The sequence below is a fragment of the Chitinophagales bacterium genome (assembly GCA_040877935.1).
In the GTDB taxonomy this organism is placed as follows: Bacteria; Bacteroidota; Bacteroidia; order Chitinophagales; family CAIOSU01; genus JBBDNB01.
This window is the reverse complement of sequence record JBBDNB010000048.1, coordinates 22,869-45,093: the sequence shown is the minus strand read 5'-3', so window position 1 is coordinate 45,093 and position 22,225 is coordinate 22,869. Positions and strand designations below refer to the sequence as shown.

Annotated in this window: 21 protein-coding genes and 1 pseudogene; 11 read left to right on the top strand and 11 right to left on the bottom strand. The window is 35.4% G+C overall.

Annotated elements, in window-relative coordinates:
• The 3 genes from WD048_13290 (at position 1) to WD048_13280 (ending at position 3,907) form a co-directional block, all read left to right on the top strand.
• Positions 1 to 1,239 carry a Glu/Leu/Phe/Val dehydrogenase dimerization domain-containing protein gene (locus tag WD048_13290; protein ID MEX0813186.1) on the top strand — a complete coding sequence of 413 codons (1,239 nt, stop codon included), beginning with the start codon at positions 1 to 3 and terminating at the stop codon, positions 1,237 to 1,239.
• 2 nt (positions 1,240 to 1,241) lie between these two features.
• Positions 1,242 to 2,726, top strand: coding sequence for a sodium:proton antiporter (locus WD048_13285; GenBank protein MEX0813185.1), 1,485 nt, complete (start codon positions 1,242 to 1,244; stop codon positions 2,724 to 2,726).
• 71 nt (positions 2,727 to 2,797) lie between these two features.
• Entirely contained in the window at positions 2,798 to 3,907 is a 1,110-nt protein-coding gene (locus WD048_13280; protein ID MEX0813184.1) for a YifB family Mg chelatase-like AAA ATPase, read from the top strand.
• On the opposite strand, the gene WD048_13275 is transcribed toward WD048_13280, so the two are convergent.
• The 5 genes from WD048_13275 to WD048_13255 form a co-directional block, all read right to left on the bottom strand.
• Positions 3,840 to 5,327, bottom strand: a complete 1,488-nt coding sequence (locus WD048_13275; GenBank protein ID MEX0813183.1) for a recombinase family protein — start codon at positions 5,325 to 5,327, stop codon at positions 3,840 to 3,842. The two genes, WD048_13280 and WD048_13275, sit on opposite strands and share 68 nt — an antisense overlap.
• Before the next feature lie 106 nt (positions 5,328 to 5,433).
• On the bottom strand, positions 5,434 to 5,985 hold the full coding sequence (locus WD048_13270; GenBank protein ID MEX0813182.1) for a lecithin retinol acyltransferase family protein: 552 nt from the start codon (positions 5,983 to 5,985) through the stop codon (positions 5,434 to 5,436).
• Between the two features lie 122 nt (positions 5,986 to 6,107).
• Positions 6,108 to 6,335 (bottom strand): hypothetical protein, encoded by a 228-nt coding sequence (locus WD048_13265; protein MEX0813181.1) that lies wholly within the window; start codon positions 6,333 to 6,335, stop codon positions 6,108 to 6,110.
• Positions 6,336 to 6,637: 302 nt separating this feature from the next.
• Positions 6,638 to 7,435: a hypothetical protein gene (locus tag WD048_13260; GenBank protein ID MEX0813180.1), complete on the bottom strand. Its 798-nt coding sequence runs from the start codon at positions 7,433 to 7,435 to the stop codon at positions 6,638 to 6,640.
• A gap of 11 nt (positions 7,436 to 7,446) precedes the next feature.
• Positions 7,447 to 8,388 carry an endonuclease/exonuclease/phosphatase family protein gene (locus tag WD048_13255; protein ID MEX0813179.1) on the bottom strand — a complete coding sequence of 314 codons (942 nt, stop codon included), beginning with the start codon at positions 8,386 to 8,388 and terminating at the stop codon, positions 7,447 to 7,449.
• Positions 8,389 to 8,922: 534 nt separating this feature from the next.
• Between WD048_13255 and WD048_13250 the strand changes: the two genes are divergently transcribed.
• Positions 8,923 to 9,930, top strand: a complete 1,008-nt coding sequence (locus tag WD048_13250) for a methyltransferase (GenBank protein ID MEX0813178.1) — start codon at positions 8,923 to 8,925, stop codon at positions 9,928 to 9,930.
• On the opposite strand, the gene WD048_13245 is transcribed toward WD048_13250, so the two are convergent.
• Complete coding sequence (locus tag WD048_13245; protein MEX0813177.1) at positions 9,927 to 10,919, bottom strand: IS30 family transposase; 993 nt, start codon at positions 10,917 to 10,919, stop codon at positions 9,927 to 9,929. The two genes, WD048_13250 and WD048_13245, sit on opposite strands and share 4 nt — an antisense overlap.
• A 363-nt stretch (positions 10,920 to 11,282) precedes the next feature.
• Here WD048_13245 and WD048_13240 point away from each other — a divergent pair, with 363 nt between their 5' ends.
• The 4 genes from WD048_13240 to WD048_13225 all read left to right on the top strand — a co-directional run bounded on the left by WD048_13240 (position 11,283) and on the right by WD048_13225 (position 13,559).
• Positions 11,283 to 11,798, top strand: a complete 516-nt coding sequence (locus WD048_13240) for a hypothetical protein (GenBank protein MEX0813176.1) — start codon at positions 11,283 to 11,285, stop codon at positions 11,796 to 11,798.
• A complete protein-coding gene (locus tag WD048_13235) occupies positions 11,798 to 12,667 on the top strand; it encodes an HAD hydrolase-like protein (GenBank protein MEX0813175.1) in 870 nt (289 codons plus the stop codon). Before WD048_13240 ends, WD048_13235 begins: the two co-directional genes overlap by 1 nt.
• The gene (locus tag WD048_13230; protein MEX0813174.1) at positions 12,664 to 13,230 is read left to right on the top strand and encodes a nucleoside monophosphate kinase; all 567 of its coding nucleotides are present in this window, start codon (positions 12,664 to 12,666) and stop codon (positions 13,228 to 13,230) included. Before WD048_13235 ends, WD048_13230 begins: the two co-directional genes overlap by 4 nt.
• A gap of 89 nt (positions 13,231 to 13,319) precedes the next feature.
• Positions 13,320 to 13,559 (top strand): MazG-like family protein, encoded by a 240-nt coding sequence (locus WD048_13225; protein ID MEX0813173.1) that lies wholly within the window; start codon positions 13,320 to 13,322, stop codon positions 13,557 to 13,559.
• A gap of 368 nt (positions 13,560 to 13,927) precedes the next feature.
• Here the strand turns inward: WD048_13225 and WD048_13220 are convergent.
• From WD048_13220 to WD048_13210, 3 genes and pseudogenes are all read right to left on the bottom strand, one after another.
• Positions 13,928 to 14,053, bottom strand: a pseudogene (locus tag WD048_13220) (IS4 family transposase).
• A 401-nt stretch (positions 14,054 to 14,454) separates the two neighbouring features.
• Positions 14,455 to 14,946, bottom strand: a complete 492-nt coding sequence (locus tag WD048_13215) for a hypothetical protein (GenBank protein ID MEX0813172.1) — start codon at positions 14,944 to 14,946, stop codon at positions 14,455 to 14,457.
• Positions 14,943 to 15,290 (bottom strand): helix-turn-helix transcriptional regulator, encoded by a 348-nt coding sequence (locus tag WD048_13210; GenBank protein MEX0813171.1) that lies wholly within the window; start codon positions 15,288 to 15,290, stop codon positions 14,943 to 14,945. Before WD048_13210 ends, WD048_13215 begins: the two co-directional genes overlap by 4 nt.
• Positions 15,291 to 15,821: 531 nt before the next feature.
• On the opposite strand from WD048_13210, the gene WD048_13205 reads away from it, so the two are divergent.
• Both WD048_13205 and WD048_13200 read left to right on the top strand, forming a co-directional pair.
• Complete coding sequence (locus WD048_13205) at positions 15,822 to 16,757, top strand: hypothetical protein (protein ID MEX0813170.1); 936 nt, start codon at positions 15,822 to 15,824, stop codon at positions 16,755 to 16,757.
• Positions 16,717 to 17,886: a hypothetical protein gene (locus WD048_13200; GenBank protein ID MEX0813169.1), complete on the top strand. Its 1,170-nt coding sequence runs from the start codon at positions 16,717 to 16,719 to the stop codon at positions 17,884 to 17,886. Before WD048_13205 ends, WD048_13200 begins: the two co-directional genes overlap by 41 nt.
• A gap of 142 nt (positions 17,887 to 18,028) precedes the next feature.
• Here the strand turns inward: WD048_13200 and WD048_13195 are convergent, their stop codons facing one another.
• Together WD048_13195 and xseA are read right to left on the bottom strand one after the other, a co-directional pair.
• Entirely contained in the window at positions 18,029 to 18,301 is a 273-nt protein-coding gene (locus WD048_13195; GenBank protein MEX0813168.1) for a hypothetical protein, read from the bottom strand.
• Complete coding sequence (gene xseA, locus WD048_13190) at positions 18,279 to 19,628, bottom strand: exodeoxyribonuclease VII large subunit (GenBank protein ID MEX0813167.1); 1,350 nt, start codon at positions 19,626 to 19,628, stop codon at positions 18,279 to 18,281. Before xseA ends, WD048_13195 begins: the two co-directional genes overlap by 23 nt.
• Before the next feature lie 455 nt (positions 19,629 to 20,083).
• Between xseA and WD048_13185 the strand changes: the two genes are divergently transcribed.
• Positions 20,084 to 22,225, top strand: coding sequence for an AAA family ATPase (locus WD048_13185; protein MEX0813166.1), 2,142 nt, complete (start codon positions 20,084 to 20,086; stop codon positions 22,223 to 22,225).

Below are 22,225 nucleotides of genomic sequence, written 5' to 3'. Positions count from 1 at the left end.
ATGAGTGAGCTATTGAAGCAGTTTAAAGAAAAAAGGTCTGAGATTGTTTTTGAATGGAAAGACACTGAAACTGAAGCAGAAGGATGGGTAGTAATCAATTCATTAAGAGGTGGTGCTGCCGGTGGAGGAACCCGAATGCGCAAAGGACTCGACAAGAAAGAAGTAGAATCACTGGCTAAAACAATGGAAATTAAATTTACCATTTCAGGACCACCAATTGGCGGAGCTAAATCAGGCATCAACTTTGATCCCAATGACCCAAGAAAACCTGGAGTACTCGACAGATGGTTTAAGGCTGTAATTCCTCTTTTGAAAAATTACTACGGAACCGGTGGCGATCTGAATGTGGATGAAGTAAAAGAAGTGATTCCAATCACAGAAGACTACGGCCTGTGGCATCCGCAAGAAGGTGTAGTAAACGGACACTTTAAGGCCAATCAAAAAAGCAAGATCCATATTATAGGGCAATTGCGCCAGGGAGTTTCCAAAAAACTGGAAGATCCACGCTATTCACCTGATATTTCTAAAAAATACCTGGTGGCCGATATGATCACCGGTTTTGGTGTTGCCCAATCGGTAAAACATTACTATAATGTCTATAAAAACGGAAGTATAAAAGACAAAAAAGTCATTATGCAAGGCTGGGGAAATGTAGCCGGTGCAGCAGCTTATTACCTTGCGCAAGATGGGGCTAAAATTATCGGGATAATTGATCGAAACGGAGGATTGATCAAAGAGGAAGGATTAGATTTCATGGAAGTAAGAGAACTTTTTATTAACAGAAAGAACAATGCGCTAACTTCTACTGAAATGCTACCATTTGATGAGGTAAATGCTCACATATGGCAACAGAAAACAGATATTTTTATTCCTGGAGCTGCCTCCAGGCTTGTGAGCAAAGAAAACATAGACAGCCTGATAAAAGGAGGACTGGAAGTGATTTCATGCGGAGCCAATGTGCCATTTATTGAAGATGAAAACTTTTTTGGCCCCACTACTCAGTACATCGACAAAAAAACGAGCCTGATCCCAGATTTTATTGCCAATTGCGGTATGGCACGTGTATTTGCCTACCTGATGAAAGAAAGTGAAATATCCGTAACCGATGAGGCTATTTTTAATGATGTTTCAGATATCATATTAAAAGCACTGGAAGAAAGTCATTCTGTGAACAGCTCAGAAACCAACCTTACCCGAACAGCTCTAAACCTTGCTTTAGATAAATTATTAAATAAATAACTATGAAACGCAGTATTAGCCTCCTGCAGAAATTCTCCGAGAAATCATACACTTTTAATTATTTAATTCCCGGTATTTTATTACTGCTTTTCATTATACCCATTGCAGCTTTTGGTACTGACACAAGTGCATTGAGTGGGGCTGTTTCAGATGTTGGTGCCAGCCCTGTTCACCATGCAGACCCTGCCCCCTGGTCTGTTGCCCCATTTGTGTTATTGCTCTTGATGATTGCTACAGGCCCATTATTTTATGCCCATTTTTGGCATAAATATTACCCTGTAATTGCCATCGTTCTAGGTTTAATTACTGTGCTTTATTATGTGCTTCATTTACACGACCTGCACCATCCTATACATTCTGCCGCTGAATATTTTTCATTTATAGCCTTACTTACAGCACTTTTCGTTGCATCAGGAGGTATCCTTATAAAAGTTGATAAGAAAGGTACGCCAATGGTCAATATCCTATTGCTGATCTTTGGTGCTGCACTTGCCAATATTATTGGTACAACCGGGGCGTCTATGCTGCTCATTCGCCCTTTTATAAGATTGAACCACCACAGAATCCAGCCTTATCATATTGTGTTTTTCATTTTCATGGTAAGTAATGTAGGTGGATGCCTTACTCCTATTGGTGACCCACCTCTGTTCCTGGGATTTTTAAAAGGGGTTCCCTTTTTCTGGACAGTAGAATATATCTGGCAGAAATGGTTTTTCGGAATTGGTTTGCTCGCGGCAATATTCTATTACCTTGATGCCAGAAATCTTGCTCAAAATAAAGCTGAGCAAAAGAATTTTAGCGGAAAAATTGAAGTGAAAGGACTAAAAAACACAATCTGGCTGGCCATAACAATTGGAGCTGTATTCCTCGACCCCAATGTGATTGGCTGGGTGCCTGCATTGGAAATCGGTGGAGATAAATTCAGTTTCCTGAGAGAATTTATTATGCTGGGGACAGCATTTCTTGCCTTTAAAACAGCAGATAAAGATTGTTTGAAAGGCAATGAATTTGATTTTGAACCCATAAAAGAAGTGGCATTTTTATTTATTGGGATTTTTGCTACAATGATGCCCGCTCTGCAATTGATCAGTACATTTGCTGGATCTGAAGCCGGTGCTGTGCTTATAACCAAAAATTCGCTTTATTGGGCTACCGGAATGCTGTCAGGAGTTTTGGACAATGCACCTACTTACCTGAATTTTCTGTCTGCCGCCATGGGTAAAGTTGGGCTAAATATTGAAAACAAAGCGCATGTTGCCCAATTTGCTGCTGAGCAGGTTGATTTCCTGATATCAGTTTCCGTATCATCGGTATTTTTTGGAGCTTTCACTTATATAGGAAATGCACCCAACTTTATGGTAAAAGCAATAGCCGAACAGGCAGGTATTCAAATGCCTTCTTTCGTGGGGTACATTGTACGTTACTCAGTTCCTTTTTTAATTCCTGTGCTACTTCTTACCTGGATAGTGTTTTTCATATTGTTATAAATCAGAATAAGCAAATAGAATTCTTGGATATCCCAATCTTTTATTAGTTTGGCATATTCTAAAATGAATTTATGTTAGTAAAGACTTTTGGCAGCGCGGTATATGGGGTGGATGCACATACCATTACCATTGAAACCATGGTTACAGGGGGCATGAACTACTACCTGGTAGGATTGCCCGATAATGCTGTAAAGGAAGGTCAGCAGCGCATTGAGGCTGCTCTGAAAACCAATGGTTTCAAGATGCCGCGCACCAAAATAGTGGTGAACATGGCGCCTGCCGATATCAAAAAAGAAGGATCGGCCTATGACCTGAGCATCGCTGCCGGAATCCTTGCTGCCTCAGAACAGATGAGCGATGAGTTGCTAAAAGACTTTATCATTATGGGCGAATTATCGCTCGATGGAAATGTACAGCCCATTAAAGGGGCATTGCCGATAGCCATAAAAGCACGGCAGGAAAATTTCAAAGGCCTGATCCTTCCAAAAGCCAATGCCCGTGAGGCTGCCATAGTAAATGATGTGGATGTTTACGGGGTGGAAAATATCCGTCAGGTGGTAGATTTACTGAACGGGGAATCGGATTTACAGCCCGAATTTGTAGATACACGCAATGAGTTTTTTGAAAGCCTGGATCATATTGAGCTTGATTTTTCAGATGTAAAGGGACAGGAAAATATCAAAAGATCATTGGAAATTGCTGCAGCCGGTGGCCACAACGTAATCTTAATAGGTCCGCCCGGAGCGGGAAAAACCATGCTGGCGAAGCGGATGCCGGGCATTTTACCTCCACTCAATCTTCGAGAGGCACTGGAAACCACCAAAATTCATTCGGTTGCCGGACAGTTGCAAGACCACTCAAGCCTGATACACCAAAGACCCTTTCGCGCTCCACATCACACCGTGAGCGATGTGGCACTGGTGGGTGGCGGCAATTATCCGCAACCCGGTGAGATTTCCCTGGCGCACAATGGGGTTTTATTTTTGGACGAATTGCCCGAATTCAAGCGCAGCGTACTCGAAGTACTCAGGCAACCTATTGAAGATCGGCATATTACCATTTCCCGCGCAAAATTCACCGTGGATTACCCTGCAAGCTTTATGTTGGTTTCTTCTATGAATCCTTGTGGTTGTGGACCCCATTTGAATGGGTTTCATGAAGAAGGGCGTTTGGTGGCGTGAGGTATAAAAGATTGATGGTGATATCTTCTTCACCAACAATAATTGATTCTGTAATTGTATTTACAATCTCTCTTTTTTCATCTATTGAATAGGTTGTCCATTTTTTGTAAACACTCCTGGCTTCATCAAACATATATTCACTTGATGTTTGTAATTGTTCTAAGGCTTGTATTTCTCCTTCGAGTTTTGGGATGGTATCTCGTTGTTGATTGAGCTGTTCGTATATTGGATTATAGAGTTCTCCAAAACCTTTGGTTGGAATTTCACCTTCTTTGTGAAGTTGGACGAGATTATTTATTTCAATTTCTAGTTCTTTTATTTTTGATTGAATTGCTGAAAGTGCTTTCTTTTTTTCATAGATTTTCTGATTGCTGTCAGAGAGATGTTCTTTCAAACTATCTTCTGAGATAACATATTCTGTCAGTTGTTCATGGAAAATTACATCGAGATCCTCATCCTTGATTTTGTTGTTGCACTTTTTGCAAACATATTTTGAAGTTGGTGTTTGGTAGTGGAATTTGCCACCACAGGCGCAATGTGTGACTTTTGTGAATGGTTTCACCTTTCCGTTAGTCCTTCTCTTAAAAGTGCTCATTTGCTCGTCTAAGAGCTTTTGGGTTTCATCCCATACTTCTTCTGATATAATGGCCGGGGCTTTTTGGAAAACCCATTCATCTTGTGGTTTTTCAATCCATTTTTTTCCTTCTCCGGTGCTTTGAGTGTAGTTCATACGTCTCATGCCTTTTGCGATGGGATCACGAAGGAGACGGGTTAGGGTGTTTTTTGTGAATTTTGCTCCTTTTCTGGTTCGATACCCTTGTTCATTAAGGGTATTAATCACCGTTGTTTTTCTTTTGAGCTTGAGAAAAAGCTCGTACATCATCTTTCTGATCGGAGCTTCCTTGTCATCGATTTCCAGCTTTTTATCATTCCATTTGTAGCCATATGGTGCCGCTCCTCCTAAAGGTTTTCCAAGCTTTGCTCGTATGGGCACGGAAGCAGCAACACGAGTCGAAATCTCTTCACGTTCCCATTGAGCCATTGCTGATATGAGGGTATAGAAGAATCGTCCTGCTGGTGACGATGTATCTATTGATTCATACAGACTTACCAAGTCCGCTTTGTAGGTATGAAAATATTCAGCAAAATCTAAAAGCTCTTTGGTGTTTCTTGCAAGACGTGCGAGTTTTGAGAAAATTAAACCAGTAATGTGCCCCCGCTTTACATCTGCAAGCATCCTTTGCGCTTCCGGGTGTTTCATTACTGATTTCCCACTCACTCCCTCCAAGTGATAGATTTCTACAACCTCCCAGCTTTTAACCTCGGCATACATTTCCGCCTTTTTCTGATGGTGTTCTGGGCTATCTCCCTTTGCTTGATCATCGGTGCTGACTCTCAGCCAAATTCCTACTTTTTTCATTTCATGCCTTTTCCCTAAAGGTATGAAATATATGATACACATGGAGGGTGTGTATTGATTATTCTCATATTATTCATCTATAGCTATTCCAAAGATATAGAGCGACTTATGAGTACGATTCGTTTAAACGATCATACATCAAAGTGAGAAGTCCCAAGCCCATGCCTAATACTCCAAGTGCTTGGGTGTTTTCGTTTTTAGAAGTTCCGGCAATTGCTACACTTGCTAAAGCAATGCTGGCACCGAAGGTTCTCGTTTGATCGCTGTATGATCTACTATACTGGATATCATTTGCAAAATGTTCGCAGTTATTGAAAAAGAAATTATAACTGTTTTCATTAGCTCTTAATAAGGCTCTTTGGACTGCAATTCTTCTTTCTTTCTCCGACCCAGGAAACCTTCTAATCCTTTCCACCTTGTATTTAATGAAATATTTTTCCTGCGCTTCTTCTTTGGTTAGAATTTTAACCCCCTCTTGCATGTATATCATATAAAAACTTTGCCCACGCTTCTTACCAAGAAAAACTGCATAGTGATTTACTAAAGCGAATTTTCTAGATCTAACAACGATTGCATCACCTGGATGAATCACGAGGGCTGATCTTCTTCTCAAACTTGGACGATTCATAGGAGAGGATCTTCTTCTTAATTTTCTCATTTTTTATGTTGGTTGATGAAATATGAAAATAGCAAATTAGAAATTATAGTTTTCCCTTAAAGGGAGTTATTGGGATGATTTGGGTGTTATCTGGAAGAAACAGTGGTTTTCCGTTCTTTATGTTAGGTCAAATCAAGTGAATCAAAGAGGTGATCTTCATTTTTATAGAGAAAAGCTGAGATGTTGTGCGGGAGAACTAAAAGAACTCGACCATCTTGAAATCGATATACGGTATAGTCAAAGCCGTGTCTATTAATTATTGCATTGAGTTCAACATCACGCTCAGCATGATATTTCTGTATTCCTTTTTCAATGTGTTCTGGTTTAACTCGAATGACTTCTTGAGACATGGTTTAAAGATATGCAAAACAAGTGTTTTTAGGTTTTTATCTACTAAAAAATCTTCTCACTTTATCTCTGAAAGAACATTATTTTTTAATCCTAGAAAACCCCTCGGCTCTGCCGCGGGGTTTTTGATTTAGGTAAGATATAGTTGAAAAAATAGTTTATGTAACTAATAAAGCATTAATCAAAATCTCTGATTTTATGACTAGAATCGAAAAAGTAGATTGAGTTGTATCACATAATGGAACAATCGATTTTTCAGATAGCAAATACTATACAGAATATAAATTTAAATTATATTTTTACTTTAAAATGAGAATAAAGAATAACCTACTGCAATTCCTAACCATGGTTTTGATTGATAATCCCATTCAGTACTATTTTCTCCAAGACCAAAATCAAACCCTCCAGTTAAACCAAATGTAAATTTTTGATATGCATACATATATCCTAAACCTAGCGATATAGATGCTGTAGTAACATCTTCTTCACTGCCATCTTCATCTTCAAATGAGAAATCTAATTTGTTTGCTCCCACGAAACCACCAAGTGTATGTTGGGAATCATATTGTTTATTTCCTATTTTTTTTCTGTGAAGAAAATTTGTCTTACCCCAAGTATGGCCCAATAAAGCCCCTAAGTTTATTCCAGTAGAAAACTCAGTTTTATCTTCTCCAAACCTCACTTTTAAAGGAACTGATAAAGCATTGAAAGACCACTGCTTAAAACGAATTTTAACAGACCTCCTATTTTTCAGCTCATAATAATAAACTGAATCTCTGTCAATATACCCCCCTTCAGAATTTACTAGCCAAGGATTAATGAATAGTTTATGTGATTCATTTTTTTCTCCAAAAATAATATTTGATTTTAGGCCTCTGCTTCCAGCTATTTTGATAATTGTGTCGTTAACTTCTTTATCTGCATGTTCAGTCTTTAGTGTTAAGAAAACTTCTTTGTTTTTTGTTCTTTGTTTTCGTTCGTCATAATACTTTTCAGTGTACTTTATAGTATCTTTTACAAAGTATCTCTTTTTATATGCATCTTGAGCATTTACTATTTGGACAAAACAAATTATTACAAGGCATGAAATAGACTTTATCATTATTTATATTTTTAATATTTTAGAGTAGTATAGATAGGAAAATGATCCGAGTTGTATAATTTGTCACTGATCACTCCTTGAGAAAAATTCTCTTTATCATCCCCATCAACAAAAATATTATCAATCGGGCCTGAACCAAAATCTCTTTCATAGGTTGTTGCATCAGTCCATTTTAAAAGGTTTTTCATTGTTAAACCATTTACAATCCCGGCTTCAAAAATTGCGTGTGTGTCATCATATCCATCATCAGAATCAGAACAATCCTCATAGCAATCTTCATCGAGTTTTGTACCATTTTTCTTGCTATCAGCATGTCCAACATTAAAGTCTCCGGCAACGATAAAAGTGTAGTGGGGGTATAATATTTTAGCTTGTGAGACAAAGTTAGCGATGGCTATAGCAACACGTTCACGTTTAAAGGCATTCTCCTTATCATCATTCCCAGTTCTTCCGACCGATGATTTTAAATGAACAGGGATTACGACTAAATTTAAACATTCGATTTCAACCCATAGAAAGCCTCTACCTGTTCCAGAATTTGACGTATATCCCTTGATGGTTTCGACCATTTCAATTTCTTCGGCATCTCCCAACCCTCCATTTGTTGAAATATCAAATTCGATGACTCTTGAAATGGGATATTTTGACAGTACGCCTGTTTCAAAGGAGCCATGTCTGCCAGTTCCTCCTGTCACAAAATTGGATGATGCATGAAAATAGTCAGTAAGCCCCATAGCATTACCAATCCCTTCCATTAATGATCCATCGGTGTATTCTTGGAGTAACAGTATATCAGGTGAAAGATCATCACCAAAGCTTTGGAAATCAGTACTTCTATTAGAAATATCTTCCTCGGAGAAAATTTCTTTGAGGTTCCAGGATACGATATCAATACTTTGAGAAAAAGAATTGAACGTGATTATTGTCAGGCTAATAAAGAAGATGTTTTTCATTTCAAGTGTTTTTGTCAGGAGACATTAAATTTAAAGATAAACTCGAAGGTAATGAAATAAATATAATATCAATACAGATTTCACTAATTTATAGGAGTTAAATTTTGATTTTGTTATGTTTACACTTATGTTAAGCGATGTATGAATTACTGGATCATAATCCATTGATTTTTACATCGCATGTAATTACATTTACTTTTTATTATCAGTATCAAGGTGATTTGGAAAATATGTCCATCAATTCAAGAGGAGGTTATAAGTTCTAACATATCCAAAAATTAAGCTCTTTTAATCAGAAAAGGTCATTCTTAAAATATTGCTATACAATTTTCACAATAGAAATATAACCTTCAATCGAATTCTAATTTATGCCTCTTAATAACATCTTTTATTTTCACAAAATCGAGAACTACAATAACATTCATTATTTTGCTAATTTTGCTCTAAAAATATTATATGCATACTTTATCAGAAGGATAGAAGAAATACACCTTATATCCAGTAGTTAGATATAATGCAAAAAAATAAAATAGTATGATAAATATTAATTCGAAAAGACATAAAGAAGGAAACGAGGCGTTAAGAATTGCTGTTGAAGAAAATAGTTTTGAAGACTGGATTTCCTATGTAAATGATTCATTACATGATGGATTCTTGAATATTTTTGCATCAAAGTATGGCCTAAAAGCTTTAAATTCTGTTGGTTATGGAAATCTGAAAGATTTCTTTTTAGATATTGACAATTTTAAAAAAACCTCAACCAACCCAAATCATGAGATGGATAAAATTGGCATGGTATTGTATTATGCATGGGAGGCTTTATCAAAAAACATAACACATCATATTTCAAATTCAAGGAATATAATGAATATTCCAGCATCAGGTGGACTATTAATATACGTGGCTGGAATGCATTTCTGTATCATTTCAAGATTTCACAGATATAAAACTGGTCTTGAGGTCATTGATGCAATTGACGAACCCCAATCTGTTTTTGATTTCTGGGGTTCAATAAATCAAGCAGGAATGAGTAGTCGAAATATGTTGAAAGAAATCCTTAGTACTGGACATAAACTTATATATCATAGAGGAATTTTAATTCATGTGGATAAAAGAAAGGATGTACAAGTTTTCGGACCATCCATTGATACAATATTGATGAACGAAGTTTTATGTCAATACTATTTCGAAGAAGAAAAAACTAATAGTAAGGCAACAGAAATTGGATGTGGGAATGGGTTATTATCAATTTCAACTGTGAAGAATCAGAATGGTTTAGATCAGCTTGATATAGTAGATGTGAACTTTAATGCTATCTATTGCACTCACAAAAACCTGTATTCAAATTTGACCAAACACCAAATTGACAATAAGACAATTTCATTTATCTGCGGAAAGTTCAGTACTCAAGTATTGAAATGCAAATATGATCTCGCAATCTGCAATCCTCCATATATTCCACTTCCAAAATCAAATAGAAAAACAGATGTTTCTCAAGATTACTATACTGCGGTTGGGGGATTAGAAGTCATTGATACTTAGGTTCTAGTCTGAAACGCAACAGGATCTAACCCCTCAACAAACACCTCATAGGGCGTTAAATAGTTAAGTCTCTTGCGAGGACGGTGATTGAGTTGGTGAACCACTCCATCAACGTCTGCTTGTGTCAGTGTACTGAAGTCAGTACCTTTTGGGAAGTAGCGACGAAGTAACCCGTTGAAGTTTTCGTTGCACCCTCGTTCCCAGCTGTGATAGGCATGGGCTCGGTAGACCATCATACCAGTGTAACGTTCAACAAGAGAATCGTCTCCACCAAACTCGGTACCTCGGTCGTAGGTGATACTTCTTCGTTTGCTGTCAGGCAACGTACTGAAGCGTTTGATGGTATGTTGCTGCACAATGTCACTGCTCACCTGATGCAGTACATCGACGAGTCCATAGCCACTCTTTCGATCAACGTGAGTGAGGAGTCGTTGTTTCTTTCCCTTTCCGATGACGGTATCACCTTCGAAGTCACCGAGGTACTGCTTGGTGTCAACCGATACTGGTCGTGTCTCAATACAGCGAAACTGTTGTATTCTCCTGTTCTTTTCACGTTTCTTTGTTCCTCTCTTTCTTCGGTACTGAGTCTTCTTGAAGCACAACAGAGGACACCAAGCAGGTCGGTGGGTGTAGATGAACTGATAAATGGTTTCCGTACAGACAGTTGGCAGGGTTGGGATGTGAGCTAATCTCCCTGCAATCTGCTGGGGTGAGTGACCTTCGTTGAGCTGTACTTCAATATGGTTCTGCAGGGTCGAATGATGGAGTATCTTCTGATACCCTTGTTTCGCTTTTTCTCTTCGTTTCAGATACTGTTGATGTGCGTATCCATATCGATACTGCCCATCGTCACCAGTATTGCGTTTCAATTCTCGAGAAATGACACTGCGGTTTCGATTTAACAGCTGTGCTATCTGTGTATACTTCCAGTTACAAGACAGACAGTATGCTATTACTTTTCGCTCTTCTTTGCTAATGTGTGTAGACATAGCCTCTTTGGTTGGTTAAGTGAGTAATGCACCTTAACTATATCAAAGGGGTTATGTTTTTTTGTTGCATTTCAGACTGGGATTCAAGATACAATATTTGACAATTTAGATGAAATTATAAATGAAAAAGGTGAATTATTCCTACTTATAAGTCACATTACTTACAAACATGTAAAAGAAAAATTACCAAAGCAATATAAAATCAAGGAACTGCTTAAGGATGGTCATGAAGTACTATTTGATGTAGAAGCAGTTTTTAGCAAACCTAGATGGTTTAAATTCTTAAAAGAAAATTTTGGTATTATTACTCGAAATGATATTCATTACCATAAGATTATACCACTAATAATAAAAAGAAAATAAATGGATTCAATAATATTAAGATTCAGAGATTTAATTACGGAAGAAGGAGGAACTATATTAGATCATCAAGATTTGATTAACAATCATGGCGAAGTATGGTGGGGCTGGTGGATGAAGCAGTATGAGACACCTCCAATTGAACAATTCAAGTTTATTAAAACAATCTGTGACGAGAAAGAATATTTCAAAGCATATCTGTTCAACAGTGGTTCACTAAAAATATTTCGAACAAATATTATAGATATTAAAGTTGCGCCAATACCTACCACTATAGGAACACCTTATCCAGAAAAATCTCCAAATTATTATCACAGAGGGTCTTATCCAGCATGGTTCCTATTAAGCAGGATTGATGAAGTGAAAGTTGAAGAGAAGAATATTTTAATCAAAGATTTTCCAACTGTGTCAACGAAAAAGAAAAATGAAGCCAGATTTAAAAATATATTGGATAAAAAAGTTACTAATTTAGAAGGGTTAAGGCAAACTGACGTAACAATGTGGTTAGTTGAAATATAATGAGAACTCTATTAATAACAGATCTTGACAATACCCTCTACAATTGGGTGGACTACTTTGGCATGAGCTATAGAGGTATGGTTCATGCTGTTGCAAAAGAAATGAAAATAAGTGAAGAAGAGTTTAATGATGGTGCCAAGGAAGTCTTTTCAAAAGTTGGAACACTTGAATATAGTTTTTTAATTCAAGAACTTCCCTTTATATCACGTTACACTTCAGATGAGATTCAAAAATTCATTTCACTTGCAAAAAAAGTATTTTCAATTGTCAGAACAAAAAATCTTAGACCATATCCTGGAGTTAAAGAAACATTTGAGTTCCTTAAGTCTTCCGGGGTAATAATAGTTGCAGTTACTAATGCTCCTATTTTTTTTGGAGAGCAAAGAATAAAACAACTAAACTTAGACAAATACTTTCATGGAATTCTTGGATGGGAAGGCATTTCAATTCCTGACAGTCCATTTAGTGAGGAGATAAGAAAAAAAGCTGAAACAAATCATTATCAATCTAAACATATTAAACACAGATGGCCAGAGCCTAAAGAAAACATAAAGCCGAATCCAATTGGTTATTTAAAAGTAATTTCAAGTTTGTTTGTTTCTCACAAGGAAACTTACGTAATTGGAGATAGCCTTGCTAAAGATATACTTCCTGCGAATGAAATTGGAGCACATTCAATATGGGCCAAGTATGGTGCTATTTATGAAGAAAAAAATTTTGAAACTCTATTAAAAATGACATATTGGACTGATAAAAAAATTAAAAAAGAATACAAGAAACAAACTGTAGTACCACAATACGAAGTAGACTCTTTTAGCGATTTAAGAAAAATAGTAAAAGGTCCACAGTTGAACCTGTTTGACCAATGAGAATATTTTGTTTTATAGGTCCACCGTCATGCGGTAAAGGAACGCAAGCAAAAAATATTAAAAATAGATACGGTGTCAAACACATATCAACTGGTACTTTAATCAGGGAAGAAATTAAGAAGGAAAATAAATATGGTATACTGCTAAAAAAATATGTTGATAAAAGAGAATTAATCCCGGATAATTTGATTCAAATACTTCTTGAAAATATAATTATAAATTCCTCCATTGAGGATTCAATTATAATTGACGGATTTCCAAGAACAGTAGGTCAAGTAGACAATTTTTTAAATTTCCTGAATAAAAAAAATCTAAATATCGAGAAGATGATAATTCTATCTGTTTCAGAAAAAGAGCTAAGCAGACGAAAAGAAAAGAGGAGAATTGAATCAAATCGTACAGATGATAAAGAAGAAATACAGAAATACAGAGAAATAGTATATAATAGAGATACTATACCTGCTATAGAAAAACTAAAAAGTAGAATTGAATTTTGTGAAATTTTAGCAGAAGGAACTATTAGTCAAGTTTCTAATCAAATAGTAAAATGTATGGAATTATGAAATCAAATCAAAGAATATTAACTAAAAAAATTGTTGAATTCATTAAAGAGAGAAACTGGTCTAAATATCATTCCGCAAAAAATATTGCAATGAGTCTAAACGTAGAGTCAAGTGAAGTATTAGAAGTCTTTCTATGGAAAGAAGAATCTGAAATTGACATCGATCATTTGAAGCAAGAAATTGGTGACACCTACTACTCATTGTTATTGCTTTGTAATAAGATGAACATTGATCTTGAAGAAGCACTATTGGATAAATTAGAAATAAACAAGAAAAAATATCCAATAACAAAATGCTATGGAAAGAATTTAAAATACACAGAACTATAGAGAAGCACTATAGCTAACAAGCGATTGATGATCATGCCTCCTACCCTACATCAGCACACCGCATATCGCATCATTATTGTGCCATTGACTCTTCTACACTCCGTATGGCTCGTAATGTGATCCCTGCTTGTGCTGAACTTGCTCGCTAAAGGTCCCTCAACGTCTGCAAAAAATTAATCGCCAAACTTCACATTGATTCTGTATCCTTTTCACTCGGAATATGCATTAGGAAATCTATTGCTGCATGAAATCACTTCAAAATTAGACACTTCGTTGCTGTTTTGTTTAAAATAGTGTTCCGCCCCATCAAATTTCAGCCGGGCTTGCCTACTTCTGAGTCTTCTTGCCTGCGGCTGAATACGACATATCACATAGTCGAGGGTTAGATAGAAGCAGAGGCAGATGCGTATTTTCTCTACAAAGTTTGAAAATGCCGTTTTTCCTTTTGCTTTAACCCTGCGCAACAATTCCAGCAATAAATATGCAATCAGGGCATTACAGTTAATCAATTACCAAAACGGAAAACCTTTAAACCACATTAAACATGCGCTCGCTGCTTAAATTTAAATCGCTAAACGGGTTAATTTATTATTTACAGCAAAAAGTATGGATAATAATAATAAGGAATCGAATTGTCTTTGAAAATACTTCATTATGTGGAGGGTACGAGTCATTAAATGAAAGGAGAAAACTCTTTGATTAGGTATGGTCAATTCGAATTAGGTTCTTGCGCGTGCAATAAAAATTGTAATGTTCTCGGTTTGAGGCAAGATTACTCCTTTTTGAAGAATGCTCCCAAGCAATGCTCCTCCTTTGTCGGATTCCTACTTGTGAGACATTCCCAAAAAGAATTGTTGGTCGCTTACACCGAGAAAAGCAGAAGCTATGAGTACTGTTATTGTGTAATGTAGTAATGGGTGCAGATAAGGGAGAGGGCATCGAATATCCCCATATAATAGCTTTCAGGTTGCCACAGTTTTCTTTTGGTTGGCATTTTTTGCTTGAGTTCGGGAAACCATTCCGCTATCTTCTTGGCAATCTCATATTTAGATGTAGCCTTGAATTGCTTAAAAATATAGCGGATTTGATCACGTGAATATTGCCGTACCTCTATCCCGTTTTCTTCACACTGTCTCAAAATGTCTTCTATGAGCTTCTTGGTTCGTTTCCCGCCTCTGCTGTACTTTCCATATGGGGTTTGAACAAGAATGATGGTTGGGATAAAGTAATCAAGGAGCATCTCAATCTGTTTTAAGGCTTTTTTTACATCCCTTGGGCGCAAGGATTTTACGCCATAATCAAGGAGCTTAGTACCATCCATGCATGCATATCCAAAGCCTGATGTACTTGCGTATATTGCTAATGTTATTTCGCCATTGGTATTCATGAGAATGAGTTGGTTAATCTTTTAAGTGATTCCTTCAAAAATTGAATGCGGTTTTGGGTTGAGGGTACCGGCTTTTCTTCCTGGAGTCTTTGGATTCTCTTGTTAATCTGGGGCAGGATTTTTTTGGCTATTCTTTCACGTTGATGTGGGATAAGTTGTTCTATGGGGACATCAAGAAGAAGGTGATAGGTAATGAGTGTGTTGGTGTGTATGTCCTGCAAGCCACTTTCACATTTGGAAACATGGGAATGATCAAATCTCGATCCTAAAAGAAATGAAATATCTTTTTGACTCAAAGATGATTTCTTCCTATGCACTTTAAGATGGTTGTGGAGTTTTCTCATAACAAAAAAAGGGTATTAAGAACTTAATCTGTAATACCCTCAAAGCATAGATGAAAATCCAGGCTTATCGTAGCAGTGTAAATTTGCTTAATGAGCAAATTTTTTTGTGGTGTATCAGCGTATTATTCCAAACCTATCCTTTAGCGGATACTCAAGAGCCAAGCTCTTAATGGTTATTGGTAATACAACTCATGTATGCTTTCACACCTGATCAGAAGGCTCAATTCTGTGAATTAAAAATTCACAGATTAGCATCCTATCAGCTATGAAAGTGAAATGAATTATTGTTGGGATTATACCATAAGGTAAGGGGCGTTTATTTATTTTGTTTTTTATTTTGTTATGTGAAGTTTTTGCGTTGATATAATGAAAAAAGTTTTCTGCATAAATTCTATCTTCTGCACTTGTTTTTTAAAATTATAGATATTATGTCTTATTTTCATCCACTATTGTTAAATATCGGCAAGCCTTATTTCAGTTTAATCTTTGATAATAGGGCGCTAGTCATTAAGTCTTATGAAATAAAGTTACGTGGGAGAAAAATCTAAACTTATAGGTGAATATGGTGAGAGATTTGTTTCTAATTTTCTTGCATTAATCGGATGGACAGAAACTTTAAAAGCTATTGAATTTGATTGCAATAACCAGGAGCATGATAAACGAACCCATGGTATTGATGTTGCCTTTAATTATCAGTCTCCTCTGGTTGATTTAGTTTTTAAAAAAGTTCTAATTTCTGTCAAATTCACTGCTAAGCCTTACCCCAATTCTCCAAAAACAAAATTTAAAGAATATTTTGAGGATTTAGCTAAGTCAATAGATTGCTTCAGGTATAGTCATATACATAAAAACTGGATTAAAAATGCTGAACCTCATATCAAATCTGAAAATATTGGTGTTCTATTTTGGTTATCTAATGATGAGGATACATATGACGACTTGATTGAAAAAGTTAGTGATGTATTAACGCCAAGTAATTTCAATTACGATCAGATTTATCTGGTAGATAACAATAGAGCTGATTTCATTTATAAATCAATTAGTTTTGCCAAAAAATTTTCGGAAAGTTATAATTATTCTTTTTTTTATCCTGAAACTGGCAAAAACATTAACCCCTCACTTAAGCTTGATCATGGAAAAATTCTTCCTGTTGAGTATATTAATTCTAGCATTATCCCTATTAGGTTGGAAAGTAAATCTGAGAATAAAACCAAGCTAATTCTTACATGTATTGACAATTTTGAGGAAGAAGATCTTAAAAGATTAATCAACCTGTCTCAAACATTATCTAAATCATGGGCTTCTGAAATTATTATTGGATTTCCTGATTACAATGAAACTAGACATATTCAAAATGTTGACATTGCAAAAAGTTCTTTTACTAATGAGGGAATTACAGCTAAGATTAAGGTAGTAAACTATTGTAATGATTATAGAAACCTCCAAGAAAATCCCTATGAAGAGTAAGCCAGAAAACATTGATAAAATATTACCATTTGGAGAGTTTATAAGGGGTTTTGCTAATCAAAGCTATGTTTCTAAATCTGACTTAAATAAATTTCTTAAATCTAGAGGTGTATTTTCCAGATTATATGACAAGGAAAATCTTGTACCAACTTTATGTACAGTTTTAATCAGCGCCTCTGAGTTTGATGAATTGAGACAATATCAACACACAAAAGAAGACAATATAAAGAAGTCAACAAGTAGAATAGATTGTGAGCCTGATTTAGAATTATTTCAAGAGATCAGAGACCTTAATCTTGATGACTTAATCTCCGAAGAACAACTTAATTATTCGTTAATTACACCTCCTAAAATAAGTTTTGATAATAACAAGCCCAACAAAGTGTCTATCTCATTTGAGATAGAAAGATTTGATTTAAACAAAAGTTGGTATGAATCAAGCAATAAATTTTCCGGACAAATTGACTTAGAAAAAACTGAAGAAAATCAACTTCTTATAATAAAATCTTACACTTCTTCTGAGAGTGATAATGTTGCTAATGCAATTCAAAAAAAAGCCATACTTTATTTAAAGGATAAAAATAAGATTAAAGCAGATAAGGATTTAGTTAAGGTGTTATTTGGAAACTTTAGTAATGAAAACAGATTATTGTTTTTCTACAGATTATCATCCCAAATGAATAGCGATGTTTTTGACTTTGTAGACATTGAAAACATCGAAATAAGTCCCGATCATAACACAGAATTACCTGAAGAAATTGATTGGATGAAAAAGAAAACCGAACTCAAACTTAAAGGCAAGGAAATACATCAAACTTTTTTTGTAAAAGAAAGGAAATTTCAAAAACATCTAAAGTTTTGGGAAGTTGAATCTGCATTCAAGTATAGTTACCTAAATTATAAAGGTAAATGTAATGTAACTTTTTCCTTTAAAGACTTCCCTAAGAAAGGTGATGATGCTGAGTTTGAGATAAACATATCAAGTTTTCGACTAAATGATAGTTCAACTTACTCAGCAAATGAAAAGAATAAGCTGAAAAGAACCCTTTTAGATTTATTCAACAAGCAAAAAGAAAAGACGTTTACGGATTTCCTTGAATATTTAAAGGAAAAAGAGAGCTTAGCTTAATTTTTCAGGTATCTAATTAAATTCGAAGTTAAAGGACTGTTTCACTTTGTCGATATCTTGGTGGTTATTAGTTGTTATCGAAAACTATCCGCTATAATTTCATCCCATATCTTAAAGAAAGTAATAATTTTATAAAGAGGAGTTAAAAAGGAAGGTTGTCACTTTCTTTTGATGGGCTTTCTTCTTCGGATACTTCATCTATTGATCCTGTAATTTCTTTTTTTATCTCATTGAATTCATTCTTTACCTGTGTGAGGCGGTCTTGGCTTTCTTTCATTAGTCCTGATGCCTCTTTGACTTTTATGAGGCCTTCTTCGACATCAACATCCTCTTGCTCATCAAACCAATCAGCAATTTCTTCTAGCTTCTTGAGGTTTTCGGTTAAGTTGATATTAGTTGTTTTTTTCTTTGTCATGATGTTTGTTGGTTATGTTTTTAATAATGGTGTCTATGTTACCGTCAAAAAGTTTTAATGTTACTTTTTCGTCTTTTTCCACCTGGGAAACTGATTTAACTATTGCATCTTTATGATATGCAATGCCATACCCGAGCTTGAGTAGTCGCTCAGGGTTGTTCGATTGAATTATTCGTTTTGTAGATCTTAACCGACTCTCAGCAAATTGAATTTGACCATTAAAGTTTGGTATTATTCTTTTGTTGGGAAGTGAAGTCAGTTTATCCTGATACAATGTTAGAAGATTTTCGAAATTTTTAATGATGTTTTTTCTCGAGAGTTTTATTTGAGAATTGATTACAAAGAGGTGCTGAGAAAACTTGTTGATTAATTTGGGAATTGACTCCTGTATATCTTCGAAGTGACGAAGAATCCCACGAAAACTTGAAAGGATGCTACTCGACCTGGATTGCATTTCTCGCTCATGAATACTAACAGCTCTTTCAAAACCATTCAATATACGCTGTTTGAAATTGAAAAAATCCAACTCTGCACGATCCCAAGTTTCATTGAGGGTTTTAGCAGCTAAAGAAGGTGTCGAAGTTTCTAAGTCAGCTGCTAATGCGGCTAGTGGTATATCTTCATGGTGGCCAACACCTGCAATAACTGGAACAGGAAAACGAGCAATTTCACGAACCAAAGCCTCGTTATCAAAACCTGCAAGAGACTGAACCGAGCCACCACCTCGAATAAGGACTAACACATCAATATCAACATTCCGCATCTGCCGAACTGCTAAGCATAAATCAGGACCAGATTCTTGCCCTTCTACAGGAGAGTGTAGTAGTTTGACCTGAAATCCAATTTGCTTCAAGTTATTAGTAAAGTCATGGATAACTGCTCCTTGTGAAGATGTTATAACACCAATTTTAACCGGAAATTCTGGTAAAGCTCGTTTGTTGATATTATCAAAAAGACCTTCTTTAGTAAGTTTTTCTTTGAGTTTCAGATAAGCTTTCATCAAGGCACCTTCACCAACAAGTTCAATCTTGTCTGCAATAAAAGAAAGACTGCCATTTGGTCCATAAACATTTGGGCGCCCCTGTAGTATAAGTTCAAGTCCATTTTCAATTTCGATGCTTGCTAAATTGTATCTCGATTTCCACATGACACAATTCAACACATCCCCATTATTCATGTCTTTTATAGTGAAATATACATGACCTGAACTCCACACTTTTACCTGAGTGACTTCACCGTGGACTTTAGCTTGGAGTGTGCGCAATTGACTGTTCAATACTTCAATGAACTCCGAGACATCTAATACTTTTGCAGAATCTTTAATCATAAACATTTTTAATTGCCATACTGCCATTTTACCACATCCGAATATAAACTATTTTAGCTTTCTACTATAGGGCAAGAGTATTTTATCCTTGAGAAGGTAAGCCCACGATTCTTGTGGTTGAATTTTTTTATCAATTTTCAAATCATCAAGCGTTTGATGACTTTTGAAATGTATGTTGACAATAATTCTGGTTCCTGGGGTCTTCTCTGTTTAGGATCATGAGTTTATTTCCTTCAATTTGCTACTAGATATATAAAATCTTACAATTGTTAAATTATGTAGATAGATAGCACCTTTGAGGGTATATCCACAAAGACCATCAGAGTATTCTGAACTATTTAGAAGATGACTATAGCATAATATTATTCTTGGAATAGACAGAGAGTAGCTTTATTTTCATAATGTTATTCTATAAAATAGATGCTATACTGATGATAATATATTAAATATAACATATGCATATATCAAAACTATCAATTGTCAACTATAGAAACTTTAAGAACGCTCAATTTCATTTTCAGAAAGGGATTAATACAATCATTGGAGAAAATGGTGCTGGTAAGACAAATATATTTAGAGCACTTAGGCTATTACTCGATGATTCATCATATCAGTACGCCTATAAACTAGGACATGATGATTTTAACAGATCAATTGATGACTGGAAAGGGCATTGGATAATAATTAGCATAGAATTTAGCGATATCCCGGATGATGAAGCAGTGCAAGCATTATTTGTACATAGTTTAGGAAATTTAGAAGACGAAGACAAAGTAAATAAAGCAAGTTATACCTTATTTTTTAGACCTAAGGCCGACATTAGATATCGACTATCTGAATTAGAAGAGGGAGATCAGGAAGGTTTACAGGAAATTTTAGACGAGATAAATCCAAATAATTTAAATGATAAATATGAAACATGGTTTACAGGAAAAAGTACAGCTAATTTCAACGATCCAGAAGCATATAAGGAGCTAGTTGGTGATTTTGACAATGTTAAATTCGAGTATGATATTGATTCTTCTAAATTTGGAATTAAAGTGCCTCATCAGCTTTCAATATCAAAAGAAATATCATTTACTTTTATTAAGGCTTTAAGAGATGTTGTAAGTGACTTTCACAATAATAGAACCAATCCTTTACTCTCACTTTTAAAGGAACAGAGTGTCGAAATAAAAGAAGATGATTATGAACCCATCTCGCAAATGGTAAATGAATTAAATAAAGGCATAGAAGAACTGCCAGACGTACAAGAGATAAGACAAAACATTAGAAAAACGATAAAAGATGCTGTCGGTGAAACCTACTCCCCTGCATCACTTTCTATCCAGTCAAATTTATCTGATGAAGCAAACAAATTATTACAAGCTTTAAGATTATACATAAGTGAACCTGGAGAGACTCATGAAGGGGCAATACACGAACTAAGCTTAGGAGGAGCTAATCTTATTTTTCTTGCACTAAAACTTTTAGAATATCAATACAAATCAAAAGAAAAGGTTGCAAATTTTCTTGTAATTGAGGAGCCTGAAGCTCATATACACACCCATATTCAAAAAACATTGTTTGATAAGCTCGAATATGGTGAAACACAAATTATTTACTCTACGCATTCCACACATATTTCAGAAGTAAATAAAATTTCGCACATAAATATTTTATCTAAAAAAATAAACTGTTCGGAAGTATATCAACCATCAATAGGTCTGAAGCCTGAAGATATAGCTAAGCTTGAGAGATATTTGGATGCTGTAAGAAGTAACCTTTTATTTGCCAAGGGAGTTATATTGGTTGAAGGTGATGCGGAGGAGATTTTAATACCGATCATCGTTAAAGAAGTTTTAGGTGTTAGCCTTGATGAACTTGGGTTAAGTTTAATAAATATTCGGAGTACAGGATTCATCAATATTGCACAAATATTTGATGAAAAGAGACTTCAGAGAAAATGCAGTATAATCACTGATTTAGATTCACAGATTTGCGATACCACAATCAATGAATCAGATACTAAGAAAACAGAAAAATATAAAGAGAAAATAGAAAACTCAAGCATAGTTGGTTTGAGAAGAAAAAAAGTTCTTGATGAGTATTGTAAAGCTAACGATTGGATTAAACCATTTTACGCAACTCATACCTTCGAAGTTGATTTTATTGCATGTGGAAATGCCTCAACAGCTCAAGAAATACTATCCGAGGTTTACACTAAACCTTCAAAGTTAAGAGATTCGAAAAATGAACTTGCAAGTAAAGATGTAAGCATATATGGGAAAAGAATACTTGCAATGGCTAATAAAAAAGGAAAAGGATGGTTAGCAGTTCTTATAGGTGGTCGCGTAAATTACCATACCATAATTCCAGAGTATATCCTCAAAGCAATAATTTTTGCAAAAGGTGAATTTAGCGTTGACTTAATCTGCAATATAATAGGCTACAGATTGAAAAAGCACGAAAATTCTGATCCTTATCTAGATTTTTCAGATGTATATCTAAAATTATCGAATTTTTTAAATAATAATTGTGAGTTGGGGGAGCTAAATAAGGAAATAAATACAGTTGTTGAAGACAAGCAATTAAATGTTTTACTAGATCTTTTATAA